The following is a 19,724-nucleotide window of genomic DNA, read 5'->3' on the forward strand; positions in this document are numbered from 1 at the left end:
TCGTTGCCCGAAAAGGGTATTCGGCAGCGGAGTTATCCCCAGCCCCCGACCTCGACGGCCTCGTCGACGTAGCGGCACAGGGCGTTGACGGCTCGGAGCTGCTCGGGCGTGTGCACCTGCGCGTCGAGCAGCGCCGGGTTGGCGACGGCGATGCCCAGGGCCTTCGCCCGCGAGATCGCGACGTTGAACCGGTGCAGGTCGTAGAGGAAGCCCACGCCGCGCGGGGCATCGGCTGCGCTGGAGCTCGCCATCGAGTAGATGACCACCGGCGCCTCACGCCCCTGGAACCGGTCGACCGTGCCGACCCGTATGCCGTCGGGCAGGGCGGCCTGCAGCCTCGCCACATGCGCGTTGAACGGGGCCACCACGAGGATGTCGTCCTCCGTCATCGGATGGGTGACACCTTCGACGTCGGTCCACGACCGCGACAGCAGGTCCTTGGCGAGGCCGGCGACCACGGCGGCCTCCTCGTCGCTGGCGGAGGAGCAGCCCACGTGCTCGACGGGCGCCCAGCGCAGCCCGGATCCCGAGAGCGGCCCCTGCCCACCGACCGCCTGGCGCTCACGCCCCCGCTGCGCGTGGAGGCGGCCCTCGTAGGAGAGCTCGGAGACGAAGGCGGTCACCTCGGGGTGCATGCGCCAGGTCGTGCCGAGGAAGATCCCGCGGTCGGAGGGCACCGTGTCGTGCTCGCCGATGAGGTGCTCGAGCGCCGAGACGCCGGCGCCGTAGGGGTGCGTCGCCTGGCTCGGCTGCGTCAACTGTTGTGGATCGCCAAGCAGGACAAGCGACTTCGCAGCAGGCGCCACGGCGACGGCGTTGGCCAGCGAGAACTGCCCTGCCTCGTCGATGACGAGCACGTCGACCGACTCGCGCATCTCCTCGCGGGCCCAGAGCCAGGCGGTGCCACCGAGCAGCTGGACCTCACCGTCCTGCAGCGCAGCGCGGGCCTCCTCGTTGACCGTCGTCAGGCGCACGTGACCGGCCGGCAGCTCCTCCGGCAGCTCGGACACCTTCTGCATCGCCGGACGCTCGACCTTGTCGAGGACGTGGCGGATCACGGCATGGGACAGCGCCGTCACGCCCACCCGCAGCCCGGCATCGAGCAGCGCGCGGACCAGCTGCGCGGCGGCATACGTCTTGCCGGTGCCGGGCGGGCCCTGCACGGCCAGCACCTCGCCCCGCAGCGACCTGCCCACGCGCACCACCGCGTCTGCGGGCGCCTCCCCCGGGCGCGGCCGCAGCACCTCAGCCGGAGGCACCACCCGGTCGAGCAGGCGTGCCGCCATGCCGCGCTCCCCCGCCAGCAGGCTCTCTGCGGTGGCAGCGATGGACCTGCGCAGCACCGCGTCGACCACCGGGCCGGGCGGCTTGAGCCCCCGCGGCAGCGGCGGGTCGACGGAGGCGCGCATGGACAGCTCCACCCAGCCCTTCACGCCGTCGACGGCACAGACCTTCCCCACCGACGTGTGGGTGTCGACGTCGTGGACGTACTTGTCGACCGGCAGCTTGCAGTCCTGCGGCTCGAAGGGGTAGCGCCAGACCTTCGAGGTCACCGTGCCCCGGGCGTTGGCGACGTCTCGGGCGAACAGCGGCGCGCCCAGCCCGCCGACCGCGGTCGCGTCCTCGATGAGCTCGCGGGTGTCGAGCCCCTCGTAGCGGAAGTAGTCCCACCAGCCGGGACGGGCCTCGCGCCGGTGCCAGCCGACGCAGCCCGCCAGCAGGTGGTGACCGGCCTCGAGCAGCTGATCGGCGAGGGCGGTCTCGGCGAGCTCCTCCTCGCCCACCTCGCGCAGTTCGGGCGGCACCGGCCGGCCGAGCTCGTGGCCCTGCCGCCCGAGCTCGTCCCGTCGCTGCTCGAGCCAGCCGTGCAGGTCGTGCGTGGAGCGCACGTCGTCCTCGTTGTAGCTGCGGATCCGCTCGAGGATCGTGTCGTCACCGTCGACGAGCCAGCGCTCGTACTCCACGACCGAGGTCATCGCGTCGGCCACCTCGAACCCGTCGCCCCTGCGCACGTGGCCCCAGTAGAAGTCCTCGAGCTTCTTGATCGAGTACGACGGCTTGCTGATCCGCAGGCCCTGGCGGACGACGGCGTAGAGGTCGACCAGGCGCTCGCCGCGCAGCAGCTGGTCGAGCTCGGTCTCGCGCGTCCCGTGCCGGCCGGTGAGCCGCTCGAGCGCGGTGCGCTCGTAGGCCGCGTAGTGGTAGACGTGCATGCCCGGGTCGGCCCTCCACCGCCGCATGAGCTCGTCGAGCAGGCGCTCGGTGAGCACCTTCTCCTCCTCGGTGGAGTGCGCCCAGAAGCCCGTGAAGGTCCCCGAACGGTCCCAGAGCCCGGCGAGGTACTCGCGCCCGCGGCCCTCGTCGGCCCACGGGTCGCCCTCGAAGTCGAGGTAGACGTCACCCGGGCTGGGCTCGGGGAGCCGCTGCAGCCCACGGGCCGGCTCCGGCGGCAGCAGCTCGAATCGTGGCACGCCGGTCTCACGCTCGTGCGCCTGCAGCCGCGCCTGCTGGAGCAGCCGTCCGGCCGTGCCGCTCCCCACGGCGGCGCGGACCTGCTCGAGTGGTGCCACGGCGAGCTCGGCCAGGGTGCGGATGCCGTTGGCGCGCAGCGCTTCGCGCTGGTCACCGCGCAGTCCGGCCACCTGGACGAGGTCGTCGGCGAGCTCCCACTCCTTTGCGCACCGCTTCTGCCAGCGGCACTGCGAGCACTGGTGGCTCGGCACCGGCTCGGTCGGCGTGCCCCGCTCGATCGCGGCCAGCAGCGCTTCCCGGCGCCGGCGGGCGTAGGCGGCGACGTCGACGAGCCGCCACGGGTGCTCCGCCTTGTCGCCGGTCACCACGACGAGGCGCTGGGGGGCGACGCCCTGCAGCGTCTCCAGCCGCGCGGCATACGTCGCCATCTGGAGCAGGGCCGGCACCTTGAGGCGGCGGGCGAGCTTGGTGTCGGCGATGTCGTAGGACCAGCCGCCGAGCCGGCTGGGGCGGTCGGTGCGCAGCAGGAAGTCGGCGTGCCCGACCCACTGCCCGTCGAAGAGCGTCGCCTGGTAGACCACGTCGGCGCCGCCTCGCATCGCGTCGAGCGTCGCGGCCTCGGCCGCCTCGCGGTCGGACCCGAAGCCGTCGATCTCGACGATGTGGAGCCCGCTGTCTCGCAGCACCTGGAGGTAGTCGGCCTCGTGGGCCAGCCCCTTCTCGAACACCAGGTTGAGGGCGTCGTCGGCGGCCGTGGCGCCCAGCTCGGCGGCCGGCGTGTCGAGGGCCTGCCGGTCGAGGGTGGTGATGTGCGGGCACGCGACGTGCTTGGTGAGGTCTGTGGGGCTCAGCACCAGGCGACCGTCGACTCGCTGCATGCGGCGATCATGCCACCGGGGTCGGACAGCCCCTCCTTGAGCAGTGCGTCGGGATCGGTGGCTCCACCGCGGGACGGCGCTGCTCACGTGTCGAACACCAGTGACACCGCCGGTTGCGGTCGACTACGCCATCTTGCTGATCCTCAGCGCGTTCTCCCGGCGTAGCCTCAAGAGTTGTCCAAGGTGGGCCGTTGGCGTCGGGCGTCTTGGGGGCCGCAGGGACGGCCACGATCGCGGACGGACCCCGTGAGCGACGAGAGATGGGCAGTGGACCATGGCGTCTGACAGGGCATTCTCACGAGACGAGTTCCAGCGCCGCCTGGAGGCGGACGACCTCGAGCCACCATTCACCGTTGCAGGGATGGTGAAGAAAGCCGAGGACGGCGGGGGCTATTTCCTCTTCTCCATGGGTGACTGCGAGTCGTGGGCGAAGGTGCCGCTCAACGCCATCGCAAGCGCGGAACCCCTCGGGGTCCTCCCCTGCCGTGAGCACTCACACGCCGTGGTCAGGCTGGAGTTCGCGACGCCCACCGACGAGAACGCCTGGGCGTTCTCCTTGCTGAAGGGCATGAGGCGCACCGCAGCGCGGCTGACTTTCTTGGACGCGTACGGTGAGGGAGGCGGCGACCCCGAGACCAAGAAGCCGGAGTACGCGGCGACGTCGGGGTGCACCCGGTGCATCAGGCGGTGCGGAACCACGCATCAGGGCGACCCGATCGGTTACATGCTCTGCGCCCTGAACTGTCCCTGCCCGTAGCGTCAGCCCGGGCGACAGACCTCCTGTTCCCCCTGCTGCCCTGACGGTCACCGGTGTGGGTCTTGTGGTGAACGGAAGGGGTCCCGGGCCTTTCGCACCTGTCGAGAACCGCCCACCCCTGGGCCACACTGGGAAGGACGTGCGGGCCCACCGGGGGCCCGCGGGCCGCGCACAGAAGGAGGACAGCATGACCGCGTCGCGTGATGACATCCCCCTCGCCGACCTCGAGGAGCAGCAGAGGGGTCTGGACAGCGAGCCCGAGCCGACCCCGGGTGAGGACCTTCCCGACGAGGAGCCGCCCCACACGGCCGAGGTGGAGGCCAACGAGGCGGACCTCCTCGAGCAGAAGATCTCCGTCAACGAGAGCGAGGACTACCCCCACGCCGGCGCCGAGGGCTACGAGGAGTAGCCCGCCCGCGCAACGGGCGCCCGGTCACCACCCGCCGTTGGGGACGGTGATGACCTCGAGGTCGTGGCCGCTGGGGTCCTTCCAGTAGAGCCCCCTGCCACCGTCCTCGGTGTTGACCTGTCCCTGGCGGCTGTGGAACGGGTCGGCCCAGTAGGTGATGCCCCGCTCGGTGAGGCGCCCGAGCACCTGGTCGAACTCCTCCTCGGAGACGAGGAAGGCGTAGTGCTGGCGGTGCGGGGTGCCGAACTCGTCGGCGAAGTCGAGCGTGACCCCGTTGCCCAGCCGCACCGCGACGAAGGGCCCGTAGGCCGTCGGCGGCTCCAGGCCGAGGATGTCGGCCAGGAACTGTGCCGACGCCTGCTTGTCGTGGCTGTGCACGATCGTGTGGTTGAACTGCGCGCTCACGCTGCGAGTGTCCGACGCCGCGCGGGTCGTGCGCCACCCCACCGCGGCGTATGCCGAGTGCCCGCCTCCGGCGGCCGCCTCCTCCGTTCGGCCCGTGTTGGCCCTTTCGGGCGATGCGGCCGTCGCCCCGTCGGCAGCATGTCGGCGTGCGTGTGGGGGGACTCTGGGATGCGGCGACGTTCGGGCCGGCGCGACGTCGGCGGTGGATGCGCCGCCAGCTCGCCGAGCTCGACCGGCTCGACGTGCTCGCCCTGCAGGGAGGCGCCGCACGCCGCCGTCCCGCCCGCGCGTCCGGGCCCCAGCGTGGTCTCGCCATGGGGGTGGCGGGGGTGCTCCTGGGCAGCGGGGCGCTGTTCTACGACGAGTGGTGGGAGATGGCGGGCCCGATCATCACGGGCCGGCCCCCGGAGGTGCGCACCGTCACCAGCGACGTGCCGCTCGGGGTGGCGCCGACCAAGGCGTCGAACTCCACGGACTACGCCTTCATGGACACCCGCTCCGGCTTCCGCAGCGAGCCGGTCACCTTCGACCCCTGCAAGGTCATCCACATCGTGGTCAACACCGCGGATGCCCCGACCGGCGCCGAGGGGCTGCTTCGGGAGGCCGTCGCCCGGGTCAGCGCCGCCTCGGGACTCGTCTTCAGCATCGAGGGCACCACGACCGAGCCGCCCTCGAAGAACCGCCCGAGCCGCGATGTCGGCCGCTACGGCAACCGCCCCTCCCCCGTGCTCGTCGCGTGGACCAACCCCACCGTCGTGCCGGAGCTCGAGGGCAACATCGCCGGCATCGGCGGCCCGGTCCCCGACCGGAGCGCGATCTCCACGAGCAAGCGGTGGGTCAGCGGGATCGTCTACCTCGACGGACCGAGCATGTCCAAGCTCCTCCAGCGCTCGTCGCGGGGCTGGGCCCAGGCACGCGCCATCGTCATGCACGAGCTGGCCCACGTCGTCGGGCTCACCCACGTGCAGTCCCGCGCGGAGCTGATGCACGCCAAGAACGACGCGGGGATCCTCGACTGGGGGCCTGGCGACCGCGAGGGGCTGCGCCTGCTCGGCTCCGGTCCCTGCGGCTGAGGCCCGCTCCCCCTCCTAGCCGAGAGCCTGCGCGATCGCGACGTCGCCGCTGTTGAAGTCGATGACGCGGCCGACCGTGCTCGGGTGGTCCAAGACGTATGCCGCGACCGCCGCGACGTCGTCGCGGCTCACCGACGAGCCCCGGACGCCCTCGCCGGTCTCGATGCGGCCGGTCCCCGGCTCGTCGGTGAGACTGCTCGGCCCCAGGATCGTCCACCGCAGGCCGCTGCCCCGGAGGTGGGCGTCGGCGGCGGCCTTGGCCTCGGCATACGCGAAGAAGGGGTTGTCCTGCGGCACCCCGTGGTCGGGGCGGTCGTAGAAGTAGGACACCATCACGTAGCGCCGGACGCGGGCCTCCTGCGCCGCGTCCATGGAGCGGATGGCGGCGTCGCGGTCGACGGCATACGTCCTGCCGGGGTTGCCGCCACCGGCCCCCGCCGACCAGATCACGGCCTCCTGGCCGCGCAGCCGCTGCACCATCTCGTCGGTGTTGAGCTGCTCGACGTCGGCCTCCATGACGCGCGCACCGGTCGCCGCCACCTCCGCGACGTGCTGTGGGCTGCGGATCCAGGCGGTCACGTCGTGGCCCGCGTCGATGAGGAGCGGGATGAGCCGGAGGGCCACCTTGCCGTGGCCGCCGATGACCGTGACGTTCGCCATGGCTGCCACCCTAGAGGCCGAGGCGGGCGGCGACCTGGTCGCCGCCCATCCCGCGGACGACCTCCGGGTCGCCGACGACCACGAGCACGTCGGTGGCGCGGGACATACCGACGTACAGACGCTCGCGCGAGCGGTCGGTGACCTCGGCCTGGTTGACGCAGAGCACCACCGCGCGGCGCTGGAGCCCCTTGCAGCCGAGTACGTGGCCGTAGAACACGTCGTCGTTCTCCCAGAAGGAGCGCCAGTACTCGCGCTGGTCGGTGCCGTCGGCCCGCTCGACCTGGATGGGGTGCCGCCTGCCCGTGGTGACGAGCGCGACGTGCTGGGGCTGCCAGCCGTCGGTGAGGAGCTTGTCGACCTCGTCGTCGGCGGCACTGACCGCGTCGTCCGCGCTGGTGGCGACGAACCGGACTTCGACGCCGTCGCCGCCGCGCAGCGTCATGCGCATCGGCGCCAGAGGACCGAAGGACTGCGCGATCTGGCGGCTGTTGCGCAGGTTGTGGTCGAGCACGAGCGGGACCAGGGGCACGGGAGGCTGGCCGAACCGGGCGAAGATGCGCTGGTTCTCGTCGCTGTAGAGGAACAGGCCGCCCGCCTCCTCGTCCTTCAGCGAGCGCAGCAGGGGCCGCCACCACAGGTCGGCGAAGTCCTGCGCCTCGTCGACGATGATCGAGTCGAACCGCTCGTTCGGCGGCAGCGCTGCGGCCAGCTCGGCCATCCGCTCCGGCAGGTGGTGCTCCCAGAAGTCGCTGTCCTCCCGGCTCCCGTCCGGCGCGCCCCACGACCGGCCGAGCTCGTGGAAGGTGCCGACGAACGCCGGCCGGTGCCTGCGCGGCGCGAGGGCGATCTCACGCTTGAAGTACTCCGCGAGGCCGATCGAGTAGCAGACGAGGGCGACGCGCTGTGCCGGGCGCTCGCTCGAACCGCGGCTGAGCTCCTTGGCCTGCGTCAGGGCCAGCACCGTCTTGCCGCTGCCCGCTCCGCCGCGCACCTCGACCCGGTTGAGGAGCCGCGTCACCTTGAGCAGGGTCGCCTGCTCGGCGGTGAGCCGGTCGGCCTCGCGCTCGCGGTCGTCGGCGACGGAGGCGGGGTCGTAGGCGGGCAGGTGGCGGCCTCGGAGGATCTCGATGATGAGGTCGACGTCGTCCTCGTCCGGGACCCGGTGGCCGCCCTCCTGCTGCGTCGGGATGTCCCAGATGCGGCCGGCGAGGTCGTCCTGGTCGGCGTTGCCGTGCACCGCCCACCGCGGGCAGTCGGGCATGCAGAAGTCCTCGTGGATGTCCGAGTAGGGAACGACGACCGTGTGGCCCCAACGGATCCGCTTGCGGGAGCTGTTCTTCCAGCGCGGGTCCTTCTCGACGTACTCCCTCAGCGCGTAGAGGTTGCTGCGGGCCTGGTCGACGGGGTCGATCTTCTTGGTACTCGAGCCACGGGTCTGCACCCACTGGCCGTCCTGCACCCAGACGCTGCCGCCCTTGACCTCGACGACCACCACCCCGGCGCCGGGCAGGAGGGCGACGAGGTCGATCTCGTGGTCCTTGCGCTCATCGGTCAGGCGCACGTTGGCCAGCACGACGTCCTCGGGGCGCAGCTGCCCGACGAGCCGCTCCCAGACCTCACGCTCCGAAGCGGTCGTGAAGGTCGGTGCCTCCGGCAGCGCTCGAGCACCCATGGCCTGCCTCCCGTCTGACAGCGTGTCGTCCCAGTTCCTCGGTGATGCTGCCACGTGAGCAGGCTGTCGAAGGGCCAAACCGGGTCACGCAGGTGCCGGGGTCCCCGAACCGGCACGTCGTCCGCCCGTTCGATCCACCGGGTGACCGCGCGACGCGCGACGCGCGACGCGCGACGCCGAGGGGGCGAGCGTCGGATGCGCACGCAGGATTCCTGCCCACCGGCGGTGGATGCGCCGCTACCGTGGCGGGATGGGGGTTGAGCCGGTAGCTCCCCGGCAGGTCAGGACGCGCCGGTACGCCATGCTTCTCTCCGCCTCTGTCGCCCTCCTGTTGGCGTGGGTGTTCACGCTCCTCCTGCCGTACTACATGACCGGCATGCATCACCATCCTCTGGACGAGGTCGCGATGGGGGCGCATGGAGATGACCTGTGGCCGCAGGTGGGGCCCGGAGGAGTACTGCCCTGGATCCTGGCCTTGGGCCTGCTCACCGTCGCCTTCGCGCCCGTCTTCGGCCCTGTGTGTGTCTTCGTCGCTGGGGCCTGGCTAGTGCGCGAACGGCGGCTCGCCACGGCCTTTCAGCGGGCGGTTCTGATTGCCGCCCTGGTGGTGTCCCTTGCCACAACTGCCCTCGCCCTGTCGCCCCTTGGCCAAGCGCTACTGACCTGGGCGCTGGATTGACGGCTCCGGGCCTCCTCGGGCCCGGGTGGCGGGTTGGGCAACTCGCTGCCCGACGCGAGGTCAGTAGACCGGCGGTCGGTGACGTTGGCCTCTAGCGCGCTTTGAGGCCCGGGTTCGAGACTGTCGACGCCGGGAAGCCGCAGGGGCCTTCCCCGGGATCGCCGGTCGTGCTCCCGCAGAGAGCGGGGAGCGGTGAAGGGGATGACCGTTGATGAGCTGCACGTCGAGGACCTCTGCCCACCCTTGGCTTCGCGCCACCTGGATCATCGGAGCAACCGTGCTGGCGGGAAGCCTGGTCGGCGCGTGCGAGACTCCTGACCCCTGGCCGCCGACGAACCGCACGAGCACGACGAGCACGACGGGCCCGACGACGAGCACGTCGCCTGCGCCGCGGGCCGAGGGCGAGATCTGGCAGTGGGCCATCGGACGGAACCTGTGGGACGACCCCGCGCTTCAGCGGTACGCGCGGGATCTCGGCACGTCCTGGGAGCACACCGACGCCCACGTGCAGTCGCAGGGGTTCGCACTGACGGCTGACGGCTCGGGGGTCGTCACTGCGGTGACACTCTTCAACGACGAGACCGCGCTCGGGCTGCCGGTGTCGGAGACCAGCTACCGCGCCTACCAAGGCCGCCTGCCACTCGGGCTCACCTGGCGCACCACGGCCGACGACCTGATTTCGATGTACGGACCCGCGAACCAGTCTGGTGGCTACGGCACGAGCATCACGTTCAGCTACCGCGAGGCAGGCCACGCGCTGGAGGTGGCGTTCGCGGCGCGGCACGAGCGAGACCTGCCCGGTTCGCCCATCCACAGCATCGTCGTGCGCGAGGTGCCCGAGGGCTGACAACCCATCCAGCCCCGACACGCCGGGGCCGCCTCGGCCGAACGGTCAGGGATTCGTGAGAAATGCGACAAATGGCCGGGGCGGATGTCACCCTCACTGACGTCTCACCAGCCCCGACTCCCCCTCTGGACCCTCTCGTGCGCCGACTCCTGTCCTCCACGCTCGCCCTGGCCCTCACCCCCGCCTTCATCGCCCTCCCCACGGTCTCCTTCGCCACGACCGACAAGCCGCACCCGGTGGCTCCGCGCGTGACCTCGACCGCGGTCGTCGGCGTCGACACCTCCGCGGCGTCGGCCACCGACCGCAGGGCCGCGCGGCCCGGGCACGCCGTGTCGGCCCTGACCGCCGGGCAGTCCCGCCCGCGGTTCACGGTCGCCGGCGTCTCCTGGGCGCGCGGCAGCGGGCTCACGGCGGCCGACGTGACGGTGCGGGTGCGGGTCAAGGAGGACACCGGCTGGTCGGGCTGGGAGACGCTCAGCGCCTCCGACGACGGCCCTGAGGCCGGGTCGGACGAGTCGGCGGCGGCACGGGTCGGCACCAGCCCCCTCGTCACCGACGGCGCCACCGGCATCCAGGTGCGTGTCGAGACCCCCGGCGGCAGGACGCTGCCCGACCTCAAGGTCACCACGATCGACCCCGGCCGCTCCGCAGCCGACGACGACCTGGTCAACCGTGCCCCGGCCTCCTCCGCGTCGGCCACGGCGCTGACCCCCGCCATCATCACCCGGGCCCAGTGGGGTGCCGACGAGTCGCTGCGCGGCGCCACGACCTACAACACGACGGTCAAGGCGGTCGTCATCCACCACACCGCCGGCTCCAACGACTACACGGCCGCGACGGCCGCGGCCCAGGTGCGGGGCATCTACGCCTACGACACCCGGGGCCTGGGCTGGTCCGACATCGCCTACAACTTCCTCGTCGACAAGTACGGGCGCATCTACGAGGGCCGGGCCGGCTCGATCACCCGCGCGGTGCGGGGGGCCCACGCCATGGGCTTCAACACCGACACCATGGGCGTTGCCGCGCTCGGCAACTACGAGACGGCCAGCGCGCCCGCCGTGATGGTCGACGCCCTCGCCAAGGTCGCCGGCTGGAAGCTGTCGCAGTACGGCGTGGACCCCAGCGCCAGCACGCGGCTGACCTCACAGGGAGGGACCGGCGCGAAGTTCGCCAAGGGCGTCACCGCCACCCTGCCCACCGTCAACGCCCACCAGAACACGTCGTACACCTTGTGCCCGGGCCGCTACCTCTACCCGCAGATGGCGACCCTGCGCAGCAAGGCCGCGCTCTACGCGAAGTACTCGACCACCTCCGGTCCGGCACCGGTCACCACGAGCAGGCTCTACGCGGCATACGGCACGCTCACGCTGGCGAGCGGCTCGACCGGCTGGGCCGTGCGCGACCTGCAGCTCGAGCTCAACCGGCGCGGGTTCTCGGTCGGCACCGCCGACGGAGCCTTCGGGCCCGCGACCCTCGCGGGGGTCCAGAAGTTCCAGCGCGCAGCGGCCCTCGCGGTGACCGGGAAGGTCGCAGCCAACGACTGGCGAGCGCTGTCAGGCCTGTCGTACACGAAGGTCACCACGACCACCACGACGCCGACCGCCGTGGCCGGGCTCGACCCCGACGGTCGCGGCGACGTGCTGGGGCGCACCGGGATCGGCGACCTCTACTACTACCCGGGCCGGCTCGGCGGCATCGCCGCCCCCGTGCGCATCGGGCCGGGCTGGAACATCTACCGCCAGGTCGTCTCACCGGGCGACCTCACCGGCGACCGTCGTGCCGACGTGCTCGCCATCACCCCGGCCGGTGACGTCTACCTCTACAAGGGCACCGGCACGAGCCGACTCCAGAGCCGGGTCCTCCTCGCCCGCGGGTGGGCTGCCTACACCGACCTCGTCACCCCCGGGGACTGGACCGGCGACCGCAAGCCCGACCTGCTGGCCCGCAAGGCGAACGGCGAGATGTGGCTCCTCGTCGGCACCGGCACGGGCGGCTTCACCTCCCCGCGCAGGATCGGCACCGGCTGGCAGGCGTTCACGCAGATGATCACCCCGGGCGACGTCACCGGCGACGGCCGCGTCGACCTGCTCGGGCGCACGCCGGCGGGCACGCTCTACCTCTACCGCGGCACCGGGGTCACGTACCCCACCGCCCGGGGCTACCAGGCGGGCACGGTCGTCTCGCACGGCTGGCGGTCGTTCAACACCGTGCTCTCGGTCGGTGACCTCACCGGCGACGGGCGGGCCGACCTGCTCGCTCGCACGCCGGCCAACGTCAACTACCTGTTCCCGGGCACCGGCAAGGGCACCTTCACGACGGCCAGGCGGATCAGCGCGCCGTGGGGTGACACGACGCGCATCGTCGGGGTGCGCTGAGGCTCAGCCCTACAGGCCGCCGGCGAGCCGTCCCAGCGCCTCCTGCCAGTGCTGGTGGTCACCTCGAGGGTCACCGGCGATGCCGCGTCCCTCGTGGTAGAGGTCGACCCGGGTGCCGTCACCGTCCGCGCGCAGCTGCACGTCCAGCATGCTCAGCGGACCGTCCTCGTGCGGGTGCCAGCTGACGCGCACCTGCTCGAGCGGGTGGAAGCTGCGCATCACGCCGTAGGAGCCGTCGCTCGCGCGCCAGGGCTCGCCCTTGCTGCCGAGCCGGGCGCCCTGCCCCAGCAGCGCCTCGGTGCCGGCGGGGCTGATCAGGTGCTCCCAGACCCGTTCCACCGGGGCTGACATGGTGACGCCGGCGTGAACGCCCGCTTCGGGCTCGCCGGCGTCGACGTCGTCGGTGAAGGTGTCGACCTCACTGCTCATGGAGACCTCCGTTTCGGCGGGCCGCCCCGGGTGGGCGGACCCACGAGGACAGTCGACCGCGTGGAGGGTGGTTCGGGCAACAGGTCTGAGGGCCCCATCGACGAACGGTATGCCGCGTGGGCGGGCGGGCGGGGGTGAGGTCGCCCACGCGGCATACCCGGGAAGGGCGCGTGGCGGTCAGGCGGGCAGCGGCTCGCCCTCCCTCTTCCCAAGACGCGCCCTGGTCTCCTCGACGTCCATGCCGTGGAGACGCATGAGGTTCTCGCCGAGGATCTTCTTCTTGGCCTGCGGGGTGAGCTGCGGGTAGCCGTAGCCCTCGACGAGGTCGGGGGGCAGCTGGAAGTTCCAGAACGCCCGAATTGCCCACTGTGGGTGGAAGATCGGCGCCTCGGAGCCGTAGACGATCTTGTCCTCGCCGCACCAGAAGAGCAGCTTGCCGAGAATCTCGGCGAACATCCGCGGGGCGCGCACGACGAAGTTGATCGTGGCCGCGAGGCTCGCGTGCAGGTTGGGGTAGCGGATGAGCTGCCAGCAGGTCTCGTCGATGAACGGCAGGCCGACGTGGTAGATCACGAAGTTGATGTCGGGGAAGTTCGCGGCGGCGCCGTCCATGTCCCAGGTCTGGGTGAACTCGACCGGCTGCGGGCCGAGCGGCACGCCCTTGTGCACGCCGACGAGGTTGATGCCCAGCTTCTGAAGGTGCTCGAAGACCGGGAAGGCCACCTTGGGATCGTCCATGCGCCACGGCACCGGGCCGCCGTCCTCGTAGCGGACGTTGTAGAACTTGAAGCCCTTCGCCCCGAACTCCTCCACCTGACGGGTGATGTCGTCGAGCGCCTTCTTGCCCTCGAGGGGGTTGCAGGTGCCCCAGAAGACGGTGCGGTCGGGGTCGAGCGCGGTGAGCTCGGTGCACCGCTGCCACGAGCTGAGGCCGTCGCGGTAGAGGTCGGTGAGCGGCAGCGGCATCGCGATGCAGATGTCGGTGTCCGACTCGTTGTAGACCATCTGCCGGATCTCCTCCGGGGTCCACTTGTGCAGCCACTCCTGGGAGGGCATGACGGTCTCGTCGTCGGGCGTGAGGGTGGCGTGGAAGGCGTAGAGGTGGTTGGAGAACATCTGCCCGGCCGTGCCGTAGGCGTTGTCCGCCTCGAAGTTGAAGGGGTGGGCCACCCCGTCGAAGACGATCGCGTCACCGATCATGGCTCAGTGCTCCTTCGCTGCGGGTCTGCCTGTGGTCCAGTGCTTCTCGACGTATGCCGCGGGGTCGCCGGCACGCGTCGGCGGCGGGAGGAAGCGCAGCTTCTCGCGGGCGCTGGGGGCGAGGCGCTCGGTCGACCACGCCTCGTCCCAGACGATCTCGACGTCGGCGCGCGTGATGCCCGGCATGTCCTCGACGCTGGTCTTGATCTCGGTGAGCACAGTGCTCGCGAAGGGACACCAGCCGCTGGTGAGCAGCAACTCGACGCGCGCCCGGCCGGCGTCGTCGACGTGGGCCCGGTGGAGCAGACCCATGTCGACGACGCTGATGCCCTTCTCGCGACAGCAGGGGTCGTAGACGCCGGTGAGCCGCTCGCGGATGGCGGGGTCGACGGCTGGCACTGTCGTCATGAGGGTCAGTCTCGGCGCTCGCCCGGGCTGCCATAAGCCCCCGGGATTTCCCATGGCGAAACGCCTGTTCTGGCAGCCTGCTCCGCGGTTACCCTCGATCGGGACGGCGTCGTCGGGAGGAGGCCGCGCCATGAGCCAACCCGAGGTGACGCTGGCCCGCGGCCCCGAGCCGGAGGACCTCGTGCAGAGCGTCTCGCGGGCGCTGCGGGTGCTCGAAGTGGTGACGACCTCCCCCGGCCTGCCGGTGAAGGCGATCGCCCGGCGCAGCGGGCTCAACCTGTCGACGACCTACCACCTGGTGCGCACCCTGGCCTACGAGGGCTACGTGCGGCGGCTGCCCGACGGCTGCTACGACGTGGGCACCGAGCTGCCCCGGCGCTTCCACGACGTGGTCGAGTCGCTCGGCCGGCCGCCCCAGTCACGCGACGTGCTGTCGCACCTGGTGCAGGCGACCGGACTGTCGGCGTACCTCGGCCGGTTGAGCGCGTCGGGCATGGTCGTCGCCGAGGTGGTCGAGGGACCTGGCTCGCCCTACCTCGAGGACTTCGAGGTCGGGCTCGAGGTGGCCGCGCACGCCACTGCGCTGGGCAAGGCGCTGCTGGCCGCGATGCCGCGGGCCACCCGCAGGGAGTACCTGCGGTCGCAGGGTGGGCTCCCCGCCTTCACCGCGCAGACCATGACCGACGCCGAGGCCCTCGAGGGCTGGCTGCGGTCGGTCGACACGGCCGGTCCGGTGGTCGAGCACGGCGAGTACCGCGACGGGGTCTCGTGCGCGGCCGCGCTGGTGCCGCAGACGGTCTCGGTGCCGCAGCTGTCGCGGGGTGGGGCGGCCGCGGGGTCGCCGGTCCCTCCCGCGGAAGGGCCGGTCTGGGCGGTGGTGGTGTCGACGCGCACCGACGAGCTGTCCCCGCAGGTCGGCGCCGAGCTGATGCGCGCCGCCCGCGACCTGGCCCACGCCTGACCGGCGCACCCGGCTTTGTCCGGCCGTCTGTGCTGCTGCGCAGGCTGACCGGTGCCCCGCTCATCGGGGCAACGGTTAGGCGGTCCTGACGTCACTCTCTGGGGTTCCTCCCGTGATGCATCTCGCTCGGTGGCGCGTCGTCGTGCAGATCAAGGGTCGGCGCCTCGATGCGCGTCCAGTCCCGGAGTCAGGCCGAGCGCGCCGGAAGGATGCGACCGCGCACCTCGCCGCAGGCGCTCGGCCGCCCCACTGATGGTGCCCGCCTCCGCCACGGCCACGAAGGCAGCCAGCTGGTTCATGGTGAACGCCGGTGCGCCCTCAGCCCTTGCCACGCTGCGACGCTAGTGCCCGGGGGCTCCCTCCTGCCAGCCACCGGCGCGTTCGGTCAGCCCGTGGGCATCTCAGCGACCCCGATGATGTTGCCGGCGGGGTCCTTGAACCACGCGATGGCGCCGCCCAGGTCGCGCGAGATCCCCTTCGCGTCGGTCTTGATCGGGTCCTCGGTGTACTGCTCGAAGGTCACGCCCTTGGCCGTGAGGTCGTCCACCGCCTTCTCGACGTCGTCGACGACGATGTGGAGCACGGTGAAGGTCGCCGGCTCGTGGTTGTCCTTGGGGTAGACCATGGCCTGCCCGCCTCCTCCGAACTTGAGGAGCAGGCCGTCGAACTGCTCCTCGACGTCGAAGCCCAGGGTGTCGCTGTAGAAGGCCTTGGCGGCGGGGATGTCGTTGCTGGAGAAGCTGCTCATCACCTGGTTGCTGCCGAACATCGGGCTGTCCTTCCTGGGGCCGGAGCTGGTCACCGACCCAGTCTTGACCCGTCCCCGGGCGGGCACCTCGGCCCAATGACGCACGCCCCTCCGGAGGGCGCGCCGGTCACCGGTCGAGATGGGCGAAGTAGTCGTCGTACTCACCGAGCTCGACGAGCAACCGCCCCAGTGGGCTCTCCCGCAGGGGTGGACCGACGGCGAACTCCACCTCGCCCGGGGATGAGGCGAGCGTGCTGGCTCGTGCCCAGCCGTGCAGGTGCCGGTGCAGGCGGTGCCCGCATGCCTGGCACGGCTGCGCCAGGGCGGCCACCTTGCCCGTCGTGCGACCAAGGCGGCGGGCGAGCTCGGGGCGTCGCGCGCAGGTGGCGCAGTCCTCGCACGTCGTCATCCCACTGCCCCTCTTTCGACGTAGATCTTGAGAGCCCCGTGTCCCTGACGGGCTTCGTGAGCCTCTCGGAACCACCCGGTATGCCGCGTGGCGCACCATGGGCGCGCACGCGGCATACCGCTGTCCGGTGGCGCTCGCGGGGAGGTCGCGGAGAAGACTACGACCGGTCACCGACAACGTCCGCGCGCGGATCCGACAACCGGTGTCACAGCCGGGAGGGCTGCTCTGTCTTGGTTGGTACAGGACCATCGACGAGGGAGTGAACGATGAAGGTGTTCGTCGCAGGAGCGACCGGCGCGATCGGGCGGCAGCTCGTGCCGCGTCTGGTCGAGGCGGGCCACGAGGTCCACGGCATGACGCGCAGCGCGTCGAAGCAGCAGCTGCTGCGCGGCCTCGGCGCCGTGCCGGTGGTGGCCGATGCGCTCGATGCCGAGCAGGTCGCCGAGGCCGTCGGACGGGTGCAGCCCGACGTGATCGTCCACCAGCTCACGTCCATCGGGCCGATGGACCTGAGGCACTTCGACCGCGCGTTCGCGATGACCAACCGGCTGCGCACGGAGGGCACGGACCACCTGCTCTCCGCCGGTCAGGCCGTCGGGGTGCAGCGCTTCGTCGCGCAGAGTTTCTTCGCTGCCTACGAGCGCACCGGCGGGCCGGTCAAGACCGAGGAGGACCCGTTCGGGCCCCACCCGGCCAAGGAGATGCGGGAGACCGTCGCCGCGATCCGGCACGTCGAGGACTCGGTGCTCGCCGCGACCTGGACCGAGGGGATCGTGCTGCGCTACGGCGGGTTCTACGGGCCGGGCACCTCGCTCGGGCCGGACGGCGAGCAGACCGAGGCGGTGCGCCGGCGCCAGTTCCCGGTGGTTGGTGACGGTGGCGGCGTCTGGTCGTTCATCCACATCGCCGACGCGGCCTCGGCCACCGTGGCGGCCATCGACCGGGGCCGTCGCGGGATCTACAACATCGTCGACGACGAGCCGGCGCGGGTTGCCGAGTGGTTGCCGACGCTGGCGCGTACGTTGGGGGCCAAGGAGCCGAGGCACGTGCCCCGTTTCGTGGGGCGGCTGCTGACGGGTGAGATCGGAGCGGTGATGATGACCGAGCTGCGGGGCGCGTCCAACGCGAAGGCCAAGCGTGAGCTCGGCTGGAGCCCGGCGCACCCGAGCTGGCGGCAGGGCTTCCGCGAGCTGACCGAGGCCGGGTCTGACGATCCGCGGCCTCGCGCAGGTCGGGCGACAGGCCAGGAGGTCACGTGACGTCCCGGGACGAGCTGCTCGAGGAACTGCGGCCGACGTCGTTCGCCATCGCATACCGGATGCTCGGCAGCGTCACCGAGGCCGAGGACGTGGTGCAGGAGTCGCTGCTGCGGGTGCACCAGTCGCTCGACGCGGGCCAGGAGATCGCGTCGCCGCGGGCCTTCATCGCGACGGTCACGACCAGGCTGGCGATCAACGAGCTGCGCTCTGCCCGCGTTCGGCGCGAGCGCTATGTCGGCGAGTGGTTGCCGGAGCCGATCATCACCGACGGCTTCGACGAGGCGGGCGACCCCGCTCGGCAGGCCGAGACGGCCGACTCGCTGTCGATGGCGATGCTGGTGCTGCTCGAGAGCCTCTCGCCCGAGCAGCGTGCGGTGCTGCTGCTGCACGACGTGTTCGGCTACGGCTACCCGGAGATCACCGACATCGTCGGCAAGACCGAGAACAACGTCCGCCAGCTGGCGTCCCGTGCCCGGCAGCACGTCAAGACGCGCCGGCCCCGGTTCAGCACGACGCGCGAGCAGCAGCAGGAGCTGGCCCAGCGGTTCTTCGCCGCAGCCCAGGAGGGCGACCTCGCCGGGCTCGAAGCCCTGCTCGCCCACGACGTCGAGCTCACCGGCGACGGTGGCGGCAAGGTCCCGGCGCTGGCGCGGTCGCTGCGGGGTCGCAGCCGGGTCGCCCACACGTTGACGAACTGGCTGAGGCTGCTCTCCCGGTTCCCTCAGGTGTCGGTCCGCCCGGTCGAGGTCAACGGCGACCCGGGAGCCGTGTTCCTCGACGACCAGGAGCGCCTGCTGGCCGTGTGGGCGCTCGACGTCGCCGATGGCCAGATCGTTGGCATCCGCTCGATCGTCAACCCCGACAAGCTCGCCCACCTCGGCCCGGTCGGCGACGCCACCGCCATCCTCCGCTCGGCTCGCTGACGAAGCGTGCCCCGCGGCAACGCAGGCAAGCCAGCGCTGCGTTCGCCGCGCGCGAGGTGAGGGTATGCCGCGTGCTGACCACGCGGCATACCCTTCGGCAGAGTCACTCCTGCACGGTCAGCCGCAGGAGGATCTACCCCCCGGGGTCAAGCTCTCCTGTCGGAACGAACCCGAGCCGGGTGTAGAAGCCGGATGGCCCACCGTCTCCGGGCACATAGCTGGTGAGCAGCTCGGTGCCACCCTGAACGCGCACCAGCTCCACGACCTGTCGCACGACCTCTCGGCCGTAACCCTTGCCCTGGTGGCGGTGGTCTATGAGCAGCTTCCAGAGGAACCAGGGTCCGTTGATGTCGGGCGGTTGGGGCTCGACGTCCCAGCTGAGCATGACGAACCCGACCGGCTGCCCGTCGGCGTAGACGGCTCGGAACCAGGGGTTCCCGTGCGGGTTCGCGTCGGCTTCCGCCAGCGAGTCGGCCACCGTGGAGACGAACCGTTCCTGATCGGGAGTGGTGCGCAGCGCGAGGACGGACTCGGTGTTGTCCTCGGTGATCTCCCGCAAGGTGATCGTCACAGGAACACGATAGGGCGGGTGACGGCGCCAGGCGGACGGCAGCAGCGTGAGCGCCAGCAGCCCAAGGCCGCTGGCGCCGATGCCGGCTGAGATCTCCACGTCGTCCGACGTCGTCCACCTGGCAATGTCACCGAGCGTCATGACATCGACGTTGCGTTCGACGCGGTACACGACCTCCAGAGGCGGGCGGTAGGTGGTAGCCCCGGTGGGCTCCTGCCAACCACGGCGCCAGAGGGAGCCTTCCACGTCGGGGTTCATCTCGAGGTTGTTCAGTCCGTACACGTCGACCCAGGCACCGTCGGCCACGCCGGGGATCCGCACCTGGACCCGGTCAACCTCGTCCCAGCCACCGCCGTGCCTGGCGAAGCGGTGGCCCACGTGCACGCGGACCTCAGAGACGGTCGCGGTGCGCCCGGAGGACTCGAGCGCGAGGGCACGTCGCTCGTCGGCCCAGTCGAAGGGGAGCGAACCGAAGCCGAGACCGATGGCCGCGACGGCCAGGATGCGCAGCAACCCAGCCGGACCACTGAACCAGCTCTCCCAACGGCGCTTCGGGCGGCTGGGATCCCCTCCGCTCCGCCAGAGTCGC

At 71.5% G+C, this 19,724-nt stretch carries 20 protein-coding genes; 9 read left to right on the plus strand and 11 right to left on the minus strand.

Translation table 11 applies throughout. The features are described 5' to 3' along the window. Nucleotides 1-32: 32 nt before the first annotated feature. Nucleotides 33-3,350 carry a TM0106 family RecB-like putative nuclease gene (locus P0Y31_RS09340; protein WP_275868565.1) on the minus strand — a complete coding sequence of 1,106 codons (3,318 nt, stop codon included), beginning with the start codon at nt 3,348-3,350 and terminating at the stop codon, nt 33-35. 274 nt (nt 3,351-3,624) lie between these two features. On the opposite strand from P0Y31_RS09340, the gene P0Y31_RS09345 reads away from it, so the two are divergent. Further along, complete coding sequence (locus P0Y31_RS09345) at nt 3,625-4,107, plus strand: hypothetical protein (protein WP_275868567.1); 483 nt, start codon at nt 3,625-3,627, stop codon at nt 4,105-4,107. Nucleotides 4,108-4,294: 187 nt separating this feature from the next. Next, the gene (locus P0Y31_RS09350) at nt 4,295-4,516 is read left to right on the plus strand and encodes a hypothetical protein (RefSeq protein ID WP_275803754.1); all 222 of its coding nucleotides are present in this window, start codon (nt 4,295-4,297) and stop codon (nt 4,514-4,516) included. 24 nt (nt 4,517-4,540) lie between these two features. On the opposite strand, the gene P0Y31_RS09355 is transcribed toward P0Y31_RS09350, so the two are convergent. Then, nucleotides 4,541-4,921, minus strand: a complete 381-nt coding sequence (locus P0Y31_RS09355) for a VOC family protein (RefSeq protein ID WP_275868568.1) — start codon at nt 4,919-4,921, stop codon at nt 4,541-4,543. A gap of 146 nt (nt 4,922-5,067) precedes the next feature. On the opposite strand from P0Y31_RS09355, the gene P0Y31_RS09360 reads away from it, so the two are divergent. Beyond that, nucleotides 5,068-5,994, plus strand: coding sequence for a peptidase (locus P0Y31_RS09360; protein ID WP_275868570.1), 927 nt, complete (start codon nt 5,068-5,070; stop codon nt 5,992-5,994). Between the two features lie 15 nt (nt 5,995-6,009). Here P0Y31_RS09360 and P0Y31_RS09365 read toward each other — a convergent pair whose 3' ends face one another. Both P0Y31_RS09365 and P0Y31_RS09370 read right to left on the minus strand, forming a co-directional pair. Then, entirely contained in the window at nt 6,010-6,654 is a 645-nt protein-coding gene (locus P0Y31_RS09365; RefSeq protein ID WP_275868572.1) for an SDR family oxidoreductase, read from the minus strand. A 10-nt stretch (nt 6,655-6,664) separates the two neighbouring features. Next, nucleotides 6,665-8,326, minus strand: a complete 1,662-nt coding sequence (locus P0Y31_RS09370) for an NERD domain-containing protein/DEAD/DEAH box helicase (RefSeq protein WP_275868574.1) — start codon at nt 8,324-8,326, stop codon at nt 6,665-6,667. Nucleotides 8,327-8,576: 250 nt separating this feature from the next. Between P0Y31_RS09370 and P0Y31_RS09375 the strand changes: the two genes are divergently transcribed. The 3 genes from P0Y31_RS09375 (at nt 8,577) to P0Y31_RS09385 (ending at nt 12,227) form a co-directional block, all read left to right on the plus strand. Then, nucleotides 8,577-9,005, plus strand: coding sequence for a hypothetical protein (locus P0Y31_RS09375; protein ID WP_275868576.1), 429 nt, complete (start codon nt 8,577-8,579; stop codon nt 9,003-9,005). A 277-nt stretch (nt 9,006-9,282) separates the two neighbouring features. After that, nucleotides 9,283-9,852 carry a hypothetical protein gene (locus tag P0Y31_RS09380; protein ID WP_275868578.1) on the plus strand — a complete coding sequence of 190 codons (570 nt, stop codon included), beginning with the start codon at nt 9,283-9,285 and terminating at the stop codon, nt 9,850-9,852. Nucleotides 9,853-9,989: 137 nt separating this feature from the next. Beyond that, on the plus strand, nt 9,990-12,227 hold the full coding sequence (locus P0Y31_RS09385) for an FG-GAP-like repeat-containing protein (protein WP_275868580.1): 2,238 nt from the start codon (nt 9,990-9,992) through the stop codon (nt 12,225-12,227). A 9-nt stretch (nt 12,228-12,236) separates the two neighbouring features. Here P0Y31_RS09385 and P0Y31_RS09390 read toward each other — a convergent pair whose 3' ends face one another. The 3 genes from P0Y31_RS09390 to P0Y31_RS09400 all read right to left on the minus strand — a co-directional run bounded on the left by P0Y31_RS09390 (nt 12,237) and on the right by P0Y31_RS09400 (nt 14,264). Then, the gene (locus P0Y31_RS09390; protein WP_275868582.1) at nt 12,237-12,656 is read right to left on the minus strand and encodes an SRPBCC domain-containing protein; all 420 of its coding nucleotides are present in this window, start codon (nt 12,654-12,656) and stop codon (nt 12,237-12,239) included. 177 nt (nt 12,657-12,833) lie between these two features. Continuing rightward, nucleotides 12,834-13,856, minus strand: a complete 1,023-nt coding sequence (locus P0Y31_RS09395) for an amidohydrolase family protein (RefSeq protein WP_275868584.1) — start codon at nt 13,854-13,856, stop codon at nt 12,834-12,836. 3 nt (nt 13,857-13,859) lie between these two features. Then, complete coding sequence (locus P0Y31_RS09400) at nt 13,860-14,264, minus strand: iron-sulfur cluster assembly protein (RefSeq protein WP_275868586.1); 405 nt, start codon at nt 14,262-14,264, stop codon at nt 13,860-13,862. Between the two features lie 130 nt (nt 14,265-14,394). Between P0Y31_RS09400 and P0Y31_RS09405 the strand changes: the two genes are divergently transcribed. Beyond that, a complete protein-coding gene (locus tag P0Y31_RS09405) occupies nt 14,395-15,225 on the plus strand; it encodes an IclR family transcriptional regulator C-terminal domain-containing protein (protein WP_275868588.1) in 831 nt (276 codons plus the stop codon). A gap of 149 nt (nt 15,226-15,374) precedes the next feature. Here P0Y31_RS09405 and P0Y31_RS09410 read toward each other — a convergent pair whose 3' ends face one another. The 3 genes from P0Y31_RS09410 to P0Y31_RS09420 form a co-directional block, all read right to left on the minus strand. Next, nucleotides 15,375-15,557, minus strand: coding sequence for a LysR family transcriptional regulator (locus tag P0Y31_RS09410; protein WP_275868590.1), 183 nt, complete (start codon nt 15,555-15,557; stop codon nt 15,375-15,377). 53 nt (nt 15,558-15,610) lie between these two features. Continuing rightward, nucleotides 15,611-16,027, minus strand: coding sequence for a VOC family protein (locus tag P0Y31_RS09415; RefSeq protein WP_345803625.1), 417 nt, complete (start codon nt 16,025-16,027; stop codon nt 15,611-15,613). A gap of 73 nt (nt 16,028-16,100) precedes the next feature. Next, the gene (locus tag P0Y31_RS09420; protein WP_275868592.1) at nt 16,101-16,382 is read right to left on the minus strand and encodes a hypothetical protein; all 282 of its coding nucleotides are present in this window, start codon (nt 16,380-16,382) and stop codon (nt 16,101-16,103) included. A 266-nt stretch (nt 16,383-16,648) separates the two neighbouring features. Between P0Y31_RS09420 and P0Y31_RS09425 the strand changes: the two genes are divergently transcribed. Together P0Y31_RS09425 and P0Y31_RS09430 are read left to right on the plus strand one after the other, a co-directional pair. Next, nucleotides 16,649-17,641: an NAD(P)-dependent oxidoreductase gene (locus P0Y31_RS09425; RefSeq protein WP_275868594.1), complete on the plus strand. Its 993-nt coding sequence runs from the start codon at nt 16,649-16,651 to the stop codon at nt 17,639-17,641. Continuing rightward, nucleotides 17,638-18,564 carry an RNA polymerase sigma-70 factor gene (locus P0Y31_RS09430; protein ID WP_275868596.1) on the plus strand — a complete coding sequence of 309 codons (927 nt, stop codon included), beginning with the start codon at nt 17,638-17,640 and terminating at the stop codon, nt 18,562-18,564. Before P0Y31_RS09425 ends, P0Y31_RS09430 begins: the two co-directional genes overlap by 4 nt. 133 nt (nt 18,565-18,697) lie before the next feature. Here P0Y31_RS09430 and P0Y31_RS09435 read toward each other — a convergent pair whose 3' ends face one another. Further along, the gene (locus tag P0Y31_RS09435) at nt 18,698-19,648 is read right to left on the minus strand and encodes a GNAT family N-acetyltransferase (RefSeq protein WP_275868598.1); all 951 of its coding nucleotides are present in this window, start codon (nt 19,646-19,648) and stop codon (nt 18,698-18,700) included. Between the last annotated feature and the right edge of the window lie 76 nt (nt 19,649-19,724).

It is taken from the genome of Knoellia sp. 3-2P3 (assembly GCF_029223115.1).
Classification (GTDB): Bacteria; Actinomycetota; Actinomycetes; order Actinomycetales; family Dermatophilaceae; genus Pedococcus_A.

What these genes read in the sequence shown, in the direction of transcription:
- P0Y31_RS09340 (WP_275868565.1), bottom strand. Translation starts at nt 3,350, where the DNA reads ATGCAGCGAGTCGACGGTCGCCTGGTGCTGAGCCCCACAGACCTCACC.
- P0Y31_RS09345 (WP_275868567.1), top strand. Translation starts at nt 3,625, where the DNA reads ATGGCGTCTGACAGGGCATTCTCACGAGACGAGTTCCAGCGCCGCCTG.
- P0Y31_RS09350 (WP_275803754.1), top strand. Translation starts at nt 4,295, where the DNA reads ATGACCGCGTCGCGTGATGACATCCCCCTCGCCGACCTCGAGGAGCAG.
- P0Y31_RS09365 (WP_275868572.1), bottom strand. Translation starts at nt 6,654, where the DNA reads ATGGCGAACGTCACGGTCATCGGCGGCCACGGCAAGGTGGCCCTCCGG.
- P0Y31_RS09370 (WP_275868574.1), bottom strand. Translation starts at nt 8,326, where the DNA reads ATGGGTGCTCGAGCGCTGCCGGAGGCACCGACCTTCACGACCGCTTCG.
- P0Y31_RS09375 (WP_275868576.1), top strand. Translation starts at nt 8,577, where the DNA reads ATGGGGGTTGAGCCGGTAGCTCCCCGGCAGGTCAGGACGCGCCGGTAC.
- P0Y31_RS09390 (WP_275868582.1), bottom strand. Translation starts at nt 12,656, where the DNA reads ATGAGCAGTGAGGTCGACACCTTCACCGACGACGTCGACGCCGGCGAG.
- P0Y31_RS09395 (WP_275868584.1), bottom strand. Translation starts at nt 13,856, where the DNA reads ATGATCGGTGACGCGATCGTCTTCGACGGGGTGGCCCACCCCTTCAAC.
- P0Y31_RS09400 (WP_275868586.1), bottom strand. Translation starts at nt 14,264, where the DNA reads ATGACGACAGTGCCAGCCGTCGACCCCGCCATCCGCGAGCGGCTCACC.
- P0Y31_RS09405 (WP_275868588.1), top strand. Translation starts at nt 14,395, where the DNA reads ATGAGCCAACCCGAGGTGACGCTGGCCCGCGGCCCCGAGCCGGAGGAC.
- P0Y31_RS09420 (WP_275868592.1), bottom strand. Translation starts at nt 16,382, where the DNA reads ATGACGACGTGCGAGGACTGCGCCACCTGCGCGCGACGCCCCGAGCTC.
- P0Y31_RS09425 (WP_275868594.1), top strand. Translation starts at nt 16,649, where the DNA reads ATGAAGGTGTTCGTCGCAGGAGCGACCGGCGCGATCGGGCGGCAGCTC.